The sequence below is a fragment of the Brevundimonas sp. genome, assembly GCF_031412435.1.
Taxonomy (GTDB): Bacteria; Pseudomonadota; Alphaproteobacteria; order Caulobacterales; family Caulobacteraceae; genus Brevundimonas.
In genome coordinates this window covers 1-14,013 of record NZ_JANODA010000010.1, presented here as the reverse complement: position 1 = coordinate 14,013, position 14,013 = coordinate 1, and the positions used below count along the sequence as shown (strand labels likewise).

The window sequence follows — 14,013 nt, the reverse complement described above, 5'->3', positions numbered from 1 at the left end:
TATTCCGAACCAAAAGGCACGTTCCCACGTGTTACTCACCCGTCCGCCACTAACCCCGAAGGGTCCGTTCGACTTGCATGTGTTAGGCCTGCCGCCAGCGTTCGCTCTGAGCCAGGATCAAACTCTCAGGTTGAGTTGACTATCTGACTAAAGCATCACCAACCTCGAAAGGCCGGTGGGCATTAGTTCTACGTATTCTTGACGAGAACCACTTCGGTCGACCCGAAGGCCAACCGACATGGTTGTATCTTTCAAAAAGACCGCAGAGTGTCAGTATCGTCATAATGACCATTACTGGTCATCGCTAGGACACCGCCGCCTGCGTTTCTCTTTCCAAATCTACAATGTCAAAGACCGAGCCGGCTCTGCCGGGCCGCACTGTTTAACGCCGGTGCGCGGCGGAGGCGGGGATTTAGGCGCGGGGCGCTTTCCGGTCAAGCGGCCTTTTACGGATCGCGTAAAAAAGTCAGCGAACGGTGGAGTATCGGGCGGCGGGAATGTGGGGGGGGTCTGGGCGCGAGGCTCATTGCGGACCTGGCATCGGCCGAAGGGCGCGACGCTCGACAAGGCGTCTCAGGAGACGTTCCATCGTCTCCCGTTCCTCGTCGGAGAAGCTCTCAAAGAAGTCGGCGTCATGCTGGTCGGCAATCGCAGCCAGTCGCGGGACCAATGTCTCGCCGTCGGAGGTGAGAAAAAGCGAGTGGGTACGGCCATCGGAGTGGTGTTCACGTTTGGCGACCAGTCCTTTGTCGATCAAGCGGTCCGCCAATTTGCTGATCGCGCCATGAGTCAGTCCAAGCCCGTCAGCCAGTCTGCCTGGCGCGACGGCTTCGACACCGAACAACTCGCGCAAAATTGTCCATTCAGCGACCGTCACCCCGTCCCCGGCGAGTCGGACGCCTAGGCCGTGGGTTGCATGGATGGACACATGACGGACCCAGTAACCGAGATGAGCGGTGAGTTTGGACGGTGAGGTGGTAGACATCGGATTGACCCCGGTTTGGGGCCGCCTAGTCTCCGATTGTTTCCAGTCAACAAGCAGGCCGCAGACCTGCCCTGCTCCGACTTGTTGATCCGCGAGCGCCGGAGGTCGCTTTGAGCAGCACCGGCCCGAAGTCTATGCTCACGGGCCGACGGGCCCGTTAGCCATTCACCCGATAGCCGGTTGCGGCAGCGAAGTCAGACAGACATCGGGCGCTTGCCATCGCCGATCAGCGAGAGAACGTCCCCGCGAAACTTTCTGTCCTACAGCTCAGAACAGAGCCCGAAAAGTTTTGCGTCGGACGGGCAAGTTATTGATCTTCCAAGCAGCTCCCAACCCAGTTTTGATCGTAACATATTGACCTCACTACCAAACGCGTAGCTTCCCAAGCTTTTCGTGCGGGTTCGATTCCCGCCGCCTGCTCCAAGGCTTGGCTGACTGTCATGGGTGGGTCGTCGCGTTCACCCCGATTGGAGGTAGGGCGGCAACCCAGATGAGGTTCGCCATCCCTGCTGCAGGCGAAAGCCTGGTGTCCACATGGGACCCACTGCTGAATTCCATATGGGCCCATCAGCTGGACATGGCCGACGTCCAGGCGCTGGGAGTCGGGTGCGCCGACGAACGCGGCATGTCTCAAGGGCCCCTGCCGGTGTGGTCGTAGCCAAAGGGACGCTCCAGGGCAGGGAAAAAGCCGACACGGTGCGGCTCCGGACCGGCTTACGGCCCGCCCGCTTCTGAGTCGGCTTCATCCTCGATCAGGATGCGGACCGCCGCTCCTTCGATATCGTCATACTGGCCCGAGCGCAGGGTCCAGACGAAGGCGGCCACAGCCGCCAGCCCGAGCAGCACCGAGAACGGCGCAAGCAGCAAGATGATGTTCATCGCCCCCCCCTCACCCGCAGCGCGTTGAGCGTGACCACCAGTGACGAGCCAGACATCGCCAGGGCGGCGACGAACGGATTGACGAGGCCGAGCATCGCGGCCGGCGCGGCGACAAGATTGTAGAGGGCCGCAAAGCCGAAATTCTCCAGCGCCCGGCGCCGGGCCGAACGGGCGACGTCGATCGCCTCCACCACCGCCATCAACCCGTCCTGGGTGAGAACCATGTCAGCGGCGTTCTGGCTGGCCTCAAGCGCGGAGCCCGGCGCGATGGCGGCATGGGCCCGGGCCAGCGCGGCGGTGTCGTTCAGGCCGTCCCCGACCATCAGCACCTTACGGCCGGCTGCGGCCAGGACGTCGATCGCCTCGGCCTTCTCGTGAGGCAGCAGGCCGGCCTTCCAGTCCGGCACGCCGACCGAATCGGCCACCGCACTGACAGCTCCGGCCTGATCGCCCGAGAGGATCTCCACCGTGATCCCCCGACGCCGCAGCGCCTCGATCGTGGCGGCGGCGTCCGGCCTGACCACGTCCGAAAACTCCATCCGGACCTTTGTTCCGGTCTCGAAGCCGAACCACAACTCCGTCTCGCCCGCACGCAGGGTCGGAACGCCGACGAAAGTCGCGCGGCCAAGTCGGGCCCGGCGCCCGTCGATCAGCCCTTCCACGCCCAGTCCGGCGTGTTCGACGACCTCGGTGGCCAACGGACCGTCCCCCGCCGCCCGGGCGATCGCGCGGGCCATCGGATGACCGGAGGCGCGGGCCAGAGGGGCCGCCAGGGCGATGACCGCCGGCGACGCGCCCACGAGGGCCGGACGCCCCCCGGTCAGCACGCCGGTCTTGTCAAAGACCACGTGATCGACCTCGGCCAACCGCTCCAGCGCCGCTCCCGACTTGACCAGCACGCCCCGGCGGAAAAGCCGCGCCGAGGCCACGACCTGCACCGCCGGCACCGCCAGACCCAAAGCGCAGGGGCAGGTGACGATCAGGACCGCCACGGCCCGGATCAGGGCCTCGCGCGGGTCCAGACCCAAGGCCCAGCCGCCGGCGAAGGTCGCCAGGGCCGCCGCGTGAACCACCGGCACATAGAGGGCGGCCGCCCGATCCGCGAGCCGGACATAGCGCGAACGCGACTGGGCGCCCGCCTCGACCAGCCGGGCGATCGCCGCGAGCGTGGAGTCCTCCGACCGGGCGCGGGCGCGCACGGTCAGCAGGCCTGCGGTGTTGACGGCGCCGGCGCGGCACAGCTCGCCCGGCCTGACCCGCTCGGGGACGCCCTCGCCGGTGAGCAGGCTGTTGTCGAGGAGCGCCTCTCCCTCCTCCAGCGTCGCGTCGACCGGAATGCGGTCGCCGGGCCTGACGCGAAGGATGTCGCCCGGCCGGATGTCGCCGAGCGGAACGGACCGTTCGCGGCCCTCGGCATCGATGACGCGGGCGGCGGAGGCCTGCAGCGCCAGAAGATCGCCGGCCGCGCCGCGCGCCCGCGCGCGCAGCACATGGTCGAGCCAGCGTCCGATCAGCAACAGGAACAGCAGAGAGACGGCCGCATCGAAATAGGCGTCCCGACCATTCAGGATCGTTTCCGAGAAGCTGATCCCCAGCGTCAGGATCACGCCGACGGAGATCGGAACGTCCATATTGGCCCGCCGGGAGCGCAGGGACCGCCACGCCGACTGGAAGAACGGCATGCCGGCGAAGATGGCGCACGGCGCGCCGACCGCGGCCGACATCCACATCATCATAGTCCGTGTCGCCGGGCCGAGCTCCTGATCGAAGAGGCCGGCCCAGATCGGCACCGAGAACATCATGGCGTTCATCGCGCCGAAGCCGGCGACGGCCAGGGCGAGGATCAGCCGGCGGCCTTCCCGATCGCGCTGGACCGTGGCCGCGCCGGGATCGAACGGCGTCGCGGGATAGCCGAGCCGGTCCAGCGCCGAGATGATCCGCGCCGGATCGACCCGGGCGTTGGCGAGGCCGACGGCGAGCCGGCCGGTCGACAGGTTCAGGCGCGCGGATTCAACTCCGGGCAGGCCTGACACCACGCGTTCTATCTTCGAGATGCAACCGGCGCAGCGCGCGCCCGTGACCAGCAGGTCGAGACTCGCCCGGCCGTCGTCCAGCCGCCGCAGGAAGGCGGACATGTCCGGGGCATGGGCGGCGTCGAAGGTCAGGGCCATGTCAGCCTCCGCTCGGCGATGAATCGCTGGCCGGCTCCGTCAACGGCCACGATGCGCGCGTCCCAGGTTCCTGAGAGGGTGCGGTCGACGGCGTACTGACCCGCCTCACCCTCGTTCAGCGAAAGTTCGGTGCGGCCCTGCTCGGTGGCCGGGCGTTGCAGGGTCGCGGAAACCCGCAGGCCGGTGAGCGGCCGGCCGCTCCGATCCTGCAGCAGCACGTCCAGTCCGCCCGCTCGCGCCGCCGCCCCCGCGCGCCAGCCCAGAGCATCCTGGGCCCGAAGCCGTTCGAGCTCGGCGTTATAGATCAGCCCGGTCTCGTAGGGCCGCGCCGCCACCTGACCCGGGTGCGACCGGTAGGCCAGCACCAGAAAGCCCGCGTCGACGCCGATCACCAGGGCGAAGAAGGCCGTGACGGCCGCGCCGACGTGCCAGCCCTTGACGGTGAACGGCGGCCTTGCGGGGCGAGCGGAGGCGGTCATCGGGTCTGGTCCCCATAGTCGAAGGCGGTTCGGACGGTCAGCGTCTGATCGCCCGAGCGGATTTCGAACGCCGCCGGACGACCGGCGTCGGCGATCCGGTCGGCCGGAGCGGTGACGAAGATGCGTAGGGAGGTGATGCGGTTCGGCTCGACTTCGACGCGAAGCGGATCGGCGCCCGACTGACCCGGAATTCGCATCACGGCTCCGGGAACGCCGACGTAGCGGATTTCGATAGTCGCGGGCTCGAACCCGTGGTTGGCGATCTTCAGCGTGTAGCCGTTTCGAACGGCGCCATCGTGCAGCCGCACGTAGGCGGGGTTGCGGTCTCGCAGGGCATGGACGCCGAATTGCTGACGCGTGCCGAAGCCCCAGATCATCAGGCCCGCGACCAGCGCCAGAGCCAGGCCGTAATAGAGAGTCCGCGGCCGCACCAGCTTGTGCGTCGGCTTCTGACCGCAGCTTCGGGCGGCGACCGCCGCGTCGGTGTCATAGGCGATCAGGCCGCGAGGCCGCCCGACCTTGTCCATGATCTCGTTGCAGGCGTCGATGCACAGGCCGCAGTTGATGCACTCCAGCTGCGCGCCGTCGCGGATGTCGATGCCCATCGGACAGACGACGACGCACTGATTGCAGTCGATGCAGTCGCCCCGGCCCTCCCAGGTCTCGGTCTTCTTGTGCGGGCCACGGGGCTCGCCCCGGTCGTAGCGATAGGTCACCTGGAACGACTCGTCGTCCAGCATGGCCCCCTGGATGCGCGGCCACGGGCACATATAGGTGCAGACCTGCTCGCGCATATGACCGGCAAAGACGTAGGTCGTGAAGGTCAGGATGGCGCACGAGACATAGGCCGTCATCGGCGCGGTCCCGACCCAGAAGGTCCGGATCAGTGTCGGCGCATCGTGAAAGTAGAAGATCCACGCCCCGCCGGTGCCGAAGGCGACGCCGATCCACACGGCGTGCTTGCCGGCCTTGCGCCACAGCTTGTTGAACGACATCGGGGCGGCGTCCAGCCGCATGCGGGCGTTGCGGTCGCCCTCAAACATACGCTCGATATAGATGTAGAGGTCCGTCCAGACCGTCTGCGGGCAGGCGTAGCCGCACCACAGCCGCCCGAACAGGGCGGTCACCAGAAACAGGGCCAGCGCCGAAATCACCAGCAGGCCGGTGATGAAATACACCTCCTGCGGCCAGAGCTGGATCATGAAGAAGTAGAACCGCCCACCGGCAAAATCGACCAGCACCGCCTGGTCCGGCAAGGCGCCGGGACGCTCCCAGCGGATCCAGGGCGTGATGTAGTAGATCGCCAGCATGACGATCAGCAGAACCCACTTCAGCCAGCGCCACGGGCCATGGACCAGCTTCGGATAGATCGGCGCCCGAGGCTGATAAAGGCCCTTGGGCCTGGCCTTCTCGCGCTGCCGCTCGGCGACCGAAACCGGGCCCGCAGACGCGGGCTTCTCACGGGTCCGGTCGATGATGATGGTCATGGCGCGGGGGCTTCAACCTTGACCAGCGAGGGCTCCCCCCCGCCCGCATTGACGTGGACATAGACGGCCAAGGCCTTGATCACCCCCGGCGACAACCGGTTTCCCCACATGGGCATGACACCGTTGCGGGTGTTGGTGAGCTGTCCGGTGATCGCCGACCGCTCCCCGCCATACAGCCATTCGCGGTCGGTCAGGTTGGGGGCCCCCAGCTCACGTATGCCCGTCCCGTTGGGCATGTGGCAGGCCGCGCAGTTCTCGGCGAAGAGCGGGGCGGCACGGGCGACAGCGGCACGGTCCGCCTGACGCCCCGAAAGCGCGACGACATATTCGGTCAGGTCGCCGATCTGTGCACCCGTTAACAGCCCGTCGCGGCCGAAGGCCGGCATCATGGACATCCGGGTATCGGCATGGCCGGAACGAATCCCGACCTGCAGGGTGTGTTCGATCTCTTCCAGCGACCCGCCCCACAGCCAGACATCGTCCCTGAGGTTCGGATAGCCCTTGGCCCCGGCTCCACCAACACCGTGGCAACTGGCGCAGTTGTCGCCGAAGACGGACTGACCGATGGCCAGGGCATGGGCCTGAAGGTCGGGATCCGCCTCGATCTGCTGCAGGCTGGCCGAAACCAGCATGGCCTCGCCCCGGCCGCGCTGGGCCTGAAGCGCGTTGAGCTCGCTCACGACGTCGCCGCGGTCAGACTGGTTCAGCAGCCCGCGCGTGTAGCCGTTGAGGCCAGGCCAGGCGGGCATCAGGACCCAGTAGACGATAGACCAGGCGATGCAGGCGTAGAAGATCCATAGCCACCAGCGTGGCAGGGGATTGTCCAGTTCCTTGATGCCGTCCCATTCGTGACCGGTCGTCTCGACGCCGGTGTGATCGTCGCGCTCGTTCTCAGACATGGTCGTCCTCGTCCTTTTCGAGCGGGAGGCGGGAAAGTCGGGTGAAGCGTTCGCGGTTCTTCGGCCAGAGGGCATAGGTCAGCCCGGCAATGAAGATCGCACCGAAGTAGATCAGGCCGCCCTGTTGAGCGAACCGCGCCACGGTTTCGTAGTCGAGGCCGCTCATCGCATGTTGTCCGGATCTTCGGCCTGATAGGTGCTGAAATCGACCATCGTGCCCAGTTGCTGCAGATAGGCGATCAGCGCGTCCATCTTGGTCAGACGCTCGGGATCGCCGTCGAAATCCCCCTGGACGATCTTGGGCCCGTAGCGTCCACGCAGGGCCGAGGTCTCGCTGGCGTAGACGTCAACCTGGGCCCGGGCGTCGGCATCGGCGTTCTCGATCTGATCATCGGTATAGGGCACCCCGACCGCCCGCATCGCCACGAGCTTGGCGCGAATGGCGTGCAGATCCAGATCCTGATCAGCAAGGAACCGGTAGGGAGGCATATTGGATTCAGGCACCACGGATCGGGGATCACCCAGGTGCTCGGCGTGCCATTCGTTGGAGTATTTGCCGCCCACCCGCGCCAGATCAGGGCCCGTGCGTTTGGACCCCCACTGGAACGGATGGTCATACATGCTCTCGGCTGCGAGGCTGTAGTGACCGTAGCGTTCGACCTCGTCGCGCAGGGGGCGGATCATCTGCGAGTGACAGCTATAGCAGCCCTCGCCGATGTAGATGTCACGGCCAGCCAGCTCGAGCGGCGTGTAGGGACGGACGCCCTCCACCTCCTCGATGGTGCTCTCGACCCAGAACAGGGGGGCGATCTCGACGATGCCGCCGATCGACACCACGATGACGATGCCGATCACCAGCCAGAGCGAGTGACGCTCGAATTTCGCGTGTTTCTTCCACATGGTGCGATCCTCACTCGGCCGGCAGGAGTTGCGGCTCGATCGTCGTCGCCGGCACGTTCGCGGACGTGCGCGAGGACGGCATGCGGATCGTTCGCCACAGGTTGTAGGACATGATGAGCGTGCCGCTCAGGAACATCAGGCCGCCGACGGTGCGGATGACGTTCTGGATGTGTTTGGCCGACACGGTCTCGATGAAGCTGTTGGCGAGGAAGCCGTCGGGCGTGTACTCGCGCCACATCAGGCCCTCCATGATGCCGGAGACCCACATCGCGCTGATGTAGAGAACGATGCCGGTGGTCGCGATCCAGAAATGCCACTCCACCAGGGCGTTGGAGTAGAGCCGGTCCTTCTTCCACAGCCATGGCACCATGCAGTAGATCGCGCCGAAGCTGATGAAGCCGACCCAGCCCAACGCGCCGGAATGCACATGGCCGATGGTCCAGTCGGTGTAGTGAGACAGGGCGTTGACCGTGCGGATCGCCATCAGCGGCCCTTCGAAGGTCGCCATGCCGTAGAAGGCGATAGCCACCACCATCATCCGCACGACAGGATCGGTGCGCAGCTTGTCCCAGGCGCCTGACAGGGTCATCAGCCCGTTGATCATGCCGCCCCACGAAGGCATCCACAGCATGATCGAGAAGGTCATGCCCAGGGTCTGCGCCCACTGCGGCAGGGCCGTGTAGTGCAGGTGGTGCGGGCCGGCCCAGATGTAGATGAAGATCAGCGACCAGAAGTGGACGATCGACAGACGGTAGGAATAGACCGGTCGTTCGACCCGCTTGGGCACGAAGTAGTACATCATGGCCAGGAAGCCGGCGGTCAGGAAGAAGCCGACGGCGTTGTGCCCGTACCACCACTGAACAAGCGCATCCTGGACGCCGCCGAAGGCTGAATAGCTGCGCGCCTCGAGCAGGCCGACCGGCACGGCCGCATTGTTCACCAGGTGCAGCAGGGCGACCGTGACGATGAAGGCCAGATAGAACCAGTTGGCCACATAGATGTGGGGTTCCTTGCGCTTCCAGATCGTGCCGAGGAAGACCAGCAGATAGGCGACCCAGACGATGGTGAGCCAGATATCGACGTACCATTCAGGCTCGGCATATTCGCGCGACTGGGTGATGCCCGAGACATAGCCCGTGGCCGCCAGCACGATGAACAGCTGGTAGCCCCAGAAGACGAACCACGGCCAGATTCCCCCCGCCAGCCGCGCCTTGCAGGTCCGTTGTACGACCCAGAAGGAGGTGCAGATCAGGGCGTTGCCGCCGAACGCAAAGACCACGCCCGAGGTGTGCAGGGGCCGCAGCCGCCCAAAATTGAGCCAGCCGTGCTCGGGAAGATAAAAGATGTTCGGCCACGAAAGCTGGGCGGCGATGAAGACGCCGACCGTCATGCCGATCACGCCCCAGAACATGGTGGCGATCACGCCGGCGCGGATCACTCCGTCCTCGTAGCGGCCGGGATCCGACCGGAAGCGTCCGCTGGCGACACCGATGGTCATGGCGGCCAGCGCCACGACCGAGGCCGCCATCAGAATATAGCCATGGAAGCGGAAGGCAGCATCGTCGGTGAAGGCGGTCGCCAGCAGGGCCGCCACCGCAGCGACCCCCAGGAACAGGTACAGGGCCACCACGTCGCCCGAGGTATCGGCGTCCTGTGAGACAGTGATCGGCATTCGGCTGGGCTCCGGCATGAGAGGGCCCTGCCTGCTCCCACTCGCCGCCCACCGCTTTGCGCTAGCGCAAAGCGGTCGATTGAAAATCGTGGCTCAAACCGTTCCAGAGGTTCAAATGAGACACAACGACACTGCGGATGTAGCTGGGTACGGCATCGGCCTGATGACGGTCGGCTCCGCCCTGTTCGCCCTTTCGGCGGCCTGCGCCTTCGCGGCGGCCGAACATATGGCCTTTGCCGCGGCCCTGTGCGGACCGGTCGCCCGCCATTGCATTCTGTGTGTCGCGTCTGCGGGCAGCCTGCTGGCGTCCGCCGGAGTCATCACCTCGGGCGTCGTGTTGTTTGCGGACCGCACGGCTCCGCAGAAAGCTGTGTCCGCTGCGAGCCCGCGAAACCAGGCGCCGCTTCCGCGCGGCTGACTGCGCCGCGCGACACGGCGATCAGCGGCGGGGCTAGTCGAGGTAGACGAGCGCGCTGCGTACGGCGGTCAACAGGGCGTCCGTAAGCAGCGGCTTCTCTATGATGGGCACGCCCGAGGCCGCCGCCCGCGCCCGCAGATGCAGACGCGGGTTGGTGGTGATCAGAACCGCCGGCAGGCCTACGCCGTTCGCACGAAGTCGGTCGAGCAGATCCAGGCCGTTCAGGCCCGGCAGGTGGTAGTCGATGACCAGACACCCCCGTTTCGGCAGCTCGCCAGACTCTAGCAGGCTTTCGGCATCCCTGAAGCTGCATACGTTCAGCCCTTCAAGGTCGAAAGAGAACTTTACGGCGTGAGCGACGGCCGGGTCATCGTCGACGAGAATGACAGCCGGAGCCGCACTGGAAGCCACGGGCGTCACGCGCAGATGCCGTCCAGGCGGCCGCGTTGCAGAAGGCGAACCTGGCGGGTCGAGCGCGCTTCAATCAGGCCGGCGGCCTGCAGTTGGGACAGGGTCCTCGAGACGGTGTGGATGGTCAGACCGACATGATCGGCGATGTCCTGCCGGGTCATCGGCAGGTCGATCACCTCCGGGTGTCCAAGTCGCGCCGCGAAATCGAGCAGGAAGGCGGCGACACGTTCGGTTGCAGCCTGACGGGAGAGAATCAGGGCGTGGCCCTCGCTTCGCTGCACGGCGCGGACGGTGATCTGCCAAAGGGCGCGGGCCAGCCCCATGTCCGTAACGGCGCGTTCGGCCAATTCGCCGCGTTCGATCGCTGACGCCTGGACAAGGCTCAAAGCCTCGGCGGCGGTCGCGTGCTCGACCCCGGCTTCGATGCCGACGAAGTCACCGGGCAGATGAAAGGCGGTGACCTGACGGCGCCCGTCGCTGAGAAGACGGTAGCTGACCACCGCCCCCTTCAGGACGCGATAGACGAGCCGCGCCGGATCGCCTTGCCGGAACAACTGGTCACCCGGAGCGAACGGTGATCGAGGGGCCGGCGAAGCGTTCGTGAAGACCGCGCACAGATGGCAATCCGGCGTTTCCTCTCGCGCCGTCGGCATCGACCGGGCCGTAATGTCGCAGATGCGGAGAGCAGGCATGGAGCGATCCGATGAACTTGAGGCCGGACTTTTAGGACGCGTCTCCTGCGCGCCGGTATTCCGGAGTGCCCCCTAGGGGGTTTACCGGAGTCGACCGCGCTCCCGGCGGGGGCTCTGGTGAAATGCCGTCACCCTCGCCGGCCCGCAGAACCGCTCCATGCCCATAGCCTTCGACATCGAGATCCTGAGGCGCTCGGAAATGTTCGCGGGCCTCGACACCGGGGCGCTTCAGGCCGTCGTCTCCGCGGGCGCAGTCCGGCGGCTGTCGGCTGGCGTCCGCATCTTCGCCCAGGGGGACCCGGGCGTGACCGGTCACAGTCTGCTCGAAGGCAGAATCAAGATCGTCCAGACCCGTCTTGACGGCAGCCAGTCTGTGCTCCGCTTCATCGGCCCGGGCGAGATGTACGGCACGGTCGCCGCACTCATGAACCAGGCCTTTCCGGCGGACGCGGTCGCCGTGGTAGACAGCGTCGAGGTCTGGTGGAGCATCCCCGCCCTTCGGCAACTGATCCGAAAGTATCCCGAGATCGGCCTGCGTTCGACCGCGGCGGCCGGAACGCGACTGCTGGATCTACAGAGCCGTATGGGAGAACTCACAAGCGAAAGGGTGGAACAGCGCATCGCGCGCACCCTGCTGCGCCTGATGGAGAAGGCCGGGCGGCCCACTGACGGCGGCATCGAGATCGACTTTCCGATCACCCGTCAGGATCTCGCCGAAATGGCTGGCTCCACCCTGCATACGGTCAGCCGCACCCTGGCGGCGCTGGACCAGCGGGGTGTGACCGGCAGCACGCGACGCAGGATCATCGTGCGGGATCCCCGCGCTCTGGGCCATTTGGCCGAAAGCGGCGCCGATTGATCCGCCGGCCCCGCCGGGAAGGTTGAAGGCCGGCCCTGAAGCCGGCCTCCCGCGCCCCTCGACCGGATCAGCGGACCCGGGTCAGCATCTCCGTGAACCGCCGGCGTGCGATCGGAGGCGTCCGCGCCGCAGCGGCCTGGACGGCCGCAAGGTTCGAACCCGCCGGGCCGACCTGGATCAGCGCGACCATCCCCATGCTGTAGTGCGGCGCACACTTCACGCCATAGACACCGGCCTCGGTCACCCGCAGGACGAACTCCCGCCCCATCGGACCCCGCTGGACGGTCGCACCGGCCGGGATCATCCCGGCAATGGTCTCGGCGTTGTGGCCCGGGTCCGTGGGGACGAACCGGATCGTGTCGCCAGGCCGAGCCTGAACCACGGACGGCGAGAAGACCATTGCGCCGCCGGGTCCGCGGTTCAGCATCTGTACGGTATGTTCAGCGGCGTCGGCCGGAGCGGCGGCGATCAACGCAGCGGCTGCACAGACCATGGGGAGAAGTTTCAGGAACATGACGAGGTCCTTGGGAGGTGAATGCGCGAGATGTTCGCGGCATGGTCCCGTTCTAACCTTTGCCGGCACCGGAACATTGCGGGCGAACAAACACAGGCCTCCGTAGAATACCGGATAGGCGGCGAATACGGACTTCAATTCTAACGCTGTGTCTCAAGGCGGACGCAAATCCGACCCGCCCGCCCCCTATGCGAAGACTTGGCCGGACGGCCGTGCTTGCGCCTGGACAACCCCCCGTCGGCGAGAATCAGCCAACCTCCGCGCGAAGGAGATTTCCCATGGCGTTCGACAATCCGCTCGCGGCCGACATCTGGTCCAGCAAATACAGGTTCACGCCGGCGGAGGGCGTCGGCGATGGCCAGCCCGGCCGAGCCCAGCCCGAGGGCTTGCAGCATCAGCCTGCCCCCGCGGGGGGCGGAGGGCGAGCAGTGGCATTCCCCATGACAGCAGAGGTCGGTCGGACACATCGCCAGGTCACAGCAGTCGGTGGCGGGACGGGTCATGACCGACCCGTCCCATGTCCCGGGGCCGGCGCCTTGCGCGGGCGCAATGTCAAAGCGACCGGCGCCACAGCATCGGACCGTAGGCGACGACGAAGCCCGCGAAGGCCAGCGCCCACAGCGTCGCCGACACCACCAGCAGGGCGCCCGTCCAGTCCGTGAGGAAGGGCGCCGAAACCCTCACGACCGCCGCCGACAGGACCAGCACGTAGATGGCCATTGTCGAGCGATCGGCGACACGCGGCCGGCCGGTATGGCCCCGCGTCGCCCGCGTCATCATCGCCAGGGTCTCGACGCCCATGGCCCCCGTGGTCAGGGCGTGAACGCCGACGGTGAACGGGACGGCGTCGGGAACCAGAGCGGCCAGTCCGAGCAGGATCAGGCCGACACCGAGCCATGCATACCCCGCGTGGAGAATCCAGACGAGCGGCTCGCGACGCGCCAGCCAGCCGCGCCAGCGCGCCAGTCTTGCAAGATTGAACAGGCCCGCGAGGACCATGGCCATGCCGGTCAGGGCCGACCAGGGCGCCGCCACCCAGGCGCCGAGCGCCACGGCGGTGAGCGCCAGCACGACGGCGTCGAAGCGATTGAAGGCGGCCGGCCCCTCGGCGATCCCGTGCGCCTTTGTCCAGTTCTGGGTGAAGCTGGGTGTGACCCGGCCGCCGATCAGGGCGACGAGGCCGATGATCACCGCCACGGCGGCACGTTCAGCCCCGGGCCCGATGGCCGGAAAGACGCTTTGCAGGTGGAAGGCGACATTGGCCGCGGCCAGCACCGTCACCATCAGGCAGATCGGCAGGTTGCGGCGATTGCCCGCGGCCAGCACCTCGCGCCAGACGACGGCGGCGAAGACAATCAGGAAGGCGCAATCGACGACGGCCGCGGGTGTCGCGAGGGCGGCCGGGGCGAACCCGGCGGCGCGGCCGGCGACCCACAGGGCGAACAACCCGGCCAGGCCGGCTCCGGTCATCGGCGGACGCCCGGTCCAGTTGGGCACGGCCGTCAGCAGGAAGCCGGCGATCACGCCGCCGAGGTAGCCGAACAGCATCTCGTGGATGTGCCAGGCGCGGCCGTCGGTCGCGCCCACCATGCCGTCGCCGAGGGTGAAGGAGGCGATCCAGATCGGAACCGCAAGGGCCGCCCACAG

General features: G+C 66.7%; 16 protein-coding genes and 1 rRNA gene. 3 read left to right on the top strand and 14 right to left on the bottom strand.

Annotated features, from left to right (window positions below):
• Both RMO01_RS02280 and RMO01_RS02275 read right to left on the bottom strand, forming a co-directional pair.
• Window positions 1–133: ribosomal RNA gene (locus RMO01_RS02280) — 16S ribosomal RNA — on the bottom strand; the annotation flags it as partial.
• Window positions 134–523: 390 nt separating this feature from the next.
• Entirely contained in the window at window positions 524–877 is a 354-nt protein-coding gene (locus tag RMO01_RS02275) for a MarR family transcriptional regulator (protein WP_309627431.1), read from the bottom strand.
• Between the two features lie 598 nt (window positions 878–1,475).
• Between RMO01_RS02275 and RMO01_RS02270 the strand changes: the two genes are divergently transcribed.
• Complete coding sequence (locus RMO01_RS02270) at window positions 1,476–1,643, top strand: hypothetical protein (protein WP_309627430.1); 168 nt, start codon at window positions 1,476–1,478, stop codon at window positions 1,641–1,643.
• A 56-nt stretch (window positions 1,644–1,699) separates the two neighbouring features.
• Here RMO01_RS02270 and ccoS read toward each other — a convergent pair whose 3' ends face one another.
• From ccoS to ccoN, 8 genes are read right to left on the bottom strand one after another with little or no spacing between them, the layout of a single operon-like run.
• Window positions 1,700–1,864 carry a cbb3-type cytochrome oxidase assembly protein CcoS gene (ccoS, locus tag RMO01_RS02265; protein ID WP_309627429.1) on the bottom strand — a complete coding sequence of 55 codons (165 nt, stop codon included), beginning with the start codon at window positions 1,862–1,864 and terminating at the stop codon, window positions 1,700–1,702.
• Window positions 1,861–4,035: a heavy metal translocating P-type ATPase gene (locus RMO01_RS02260; RefSeq protein ID WP_309627428.1), complete on the bottom strand. Its 2,175-nt coding sequence runs from the start codon at window positions 4,033–4,035 to the stop codon at window positions 1,861–1,863. Before RMO01_RS02260 ends, ccoS begins: the two co-directional genes overlap by 4 nt.
• Complete coding sequence (locus RMO01_RS02255) at window positions 4,026–4,514, bottom strand: FixH family protein (protein ID WP_309627427.1); 489 nt, start codon at window positions 4,512–4,514, stop codon at window positions 4,026–4,028. Before RMO01_RS02255 ends, RMO01_RS02260 begins: the two co-directional genes overlap by 10 nt.
• On the bottom strand, window positions 4,511–6,001 hold the full coding sequence (ccoG, locus tag RMO01_RS02250; RefSeq protein WP_309627426.1) for a cytochrome c oxidase accessory protein CcoG: 1,491 nt from the start codon (window positions 5,999–6,001) through the stop codon (window positions 4,511–4,513). Before ccoG ends, RMO01_RS02255 begins: the two co-directional genes overlap by 4 nt.
• Window positions 5,998–6,900, bottom strand: coding sequence for a cytochrome-c oxidase, cbb3-type subunit III (ccoP, locus tag RMO01_RS02245; RefSeq protein ID WP_309627425.1), 903 nt, complete (start codon window positions 6,898–6,900; stop codon window positions 5,998–6,000). The genes ccoG and ccoP overlap by 4 nt, the downstream gene beginning before the upstream one ends.
• Window positions 6,893–7,066: a cbb3-type cytochrome c oxidase subunit 3 gene (locus tag RMO01_RS02240; RefSeq protein WP_309627424.1), complete on the bottom strand. Its 174-nt coding sequence runs from the start codon at window positions 7,064–7,066 to the stop codon at window positions 6,893–6,895. The genes ccoP and RMO01_RS02240 overlap by 8 nt, the downstream gene beginning before the upstream one ends.
• Window positions 7,063–7,800 (bottom strand): cytochrome-c oxidase, cbb3-type subunit II, encoded by a 738-nt coding sequence (ccoO, locus tag RMO01_RS02235; RefSeq protein WP_309627423.1) that lies wholly within the window; start codon window positions 7,798–7,800, stop codon window positions 7,063–7,065. Before ccoO ends, RMO01_RS02240 begins: the two co-directional genes overlap by 4 nt.
• 10 nt (window positions 7,801–7,810) lie before the next feature.
• Entirely contained in the window at window positions 7,811–9,298 is a 1,488-nt protein-coding gene (ccoN, locus tag RMO01_RS02230) for a cytochrome-c oxidase, cbb3-type subunit I (protein WP_409013029.1), read from the bottom strand.
• A gap of 289 nt (window positions 9,299–9,587) precedes the next feature.
• Here ccoN and RMO01_RS02225 point away from each other — a divergent pair, with 289 nt between their 5' ends.
• Window positions 9,588–9,890 (top strand): hypothetical protein, encoded by a 303-nt coding sequence (locus RMO01_RS02225; protein WP_309627422.1) that lies wholly within the window; start codon window positions 9,588–9,590, stop codon window positions 9,888–9,890.
• A gap of 33 nt (window positions 9,891–9,923) precedes the next feature.
• Here RMO01_RS02225 and RMO01_RS02220 read toward each other — a convergent pair whose 3' ends face one another.
• A complete protein-coding gene (locus RMO01_RS02220) occupies window positions 9,924–10,310 on the bottom strand; it encodes a response regulator (RefSeq protein WP_309627421.1) in 387 nt (128 codons plus the stop codon).
• Window positions 10,307–10,993 (bottom strand): helix-turn-helix domain-containing protein, encoded by a 687-nt coding sequence (locus RMO01_RS02215; RefSeq protein ID WP_309627420.1) that lies wholly within the window; start codon window positions 10,991–10,993, stop codon window positions 10,307–10,309. Before RMO01_RS02215 ends, RMO01_RS02220 begins: the two co-directional genes overlap by 4 nt.
• A gap of 157 nt (window positions 10,994–11,150) precedes the next feature.
• On the opposite strand from RMO01_RS02215, the gene RMO01_RS02210 reads away from it, so the two are divergent.
• Complete coding sequence (locus tag RMO01_RS02210; protein WP_309627419.1) at window positions 11,151–11,852, top strand: Crp/Fnr family transcriptional regulator; 702 nt, start codon at window positions 11,151–11,153, stop codon at window positions 11,850–11,852.
• A 67-nt stretch (window positions 11,853–11,919) separates the two neighbouring features.
• Here the strand turns inward: RMO01_RS02210 and RMO01_RS02205 are convergent, their stop codons facing one another.
• Both RMO01_RS02205 and RMO01_RS02200 read right to left on the bottom strand, forming a co-directional pair.
• A complete protein-coding gene (locus tag RMO01_RS02205; RefSeq protein WP_309627418.1) occupies window positions 11,920–12,366 on the bottom strand; it encodes a pseudoazurin in 447 nt (148 codons plus the stop codon).
• Between the two features lie 552 nt (window positions 12,367–12,918).
• A partial coding sequence (locus tag RMO01_RS02200; protein ID WP_309627417.1) for an NnrS family protein occupies window positions 12,919–14,013 on the bottom strand: 1,095 nt, incomplete at its 5' end.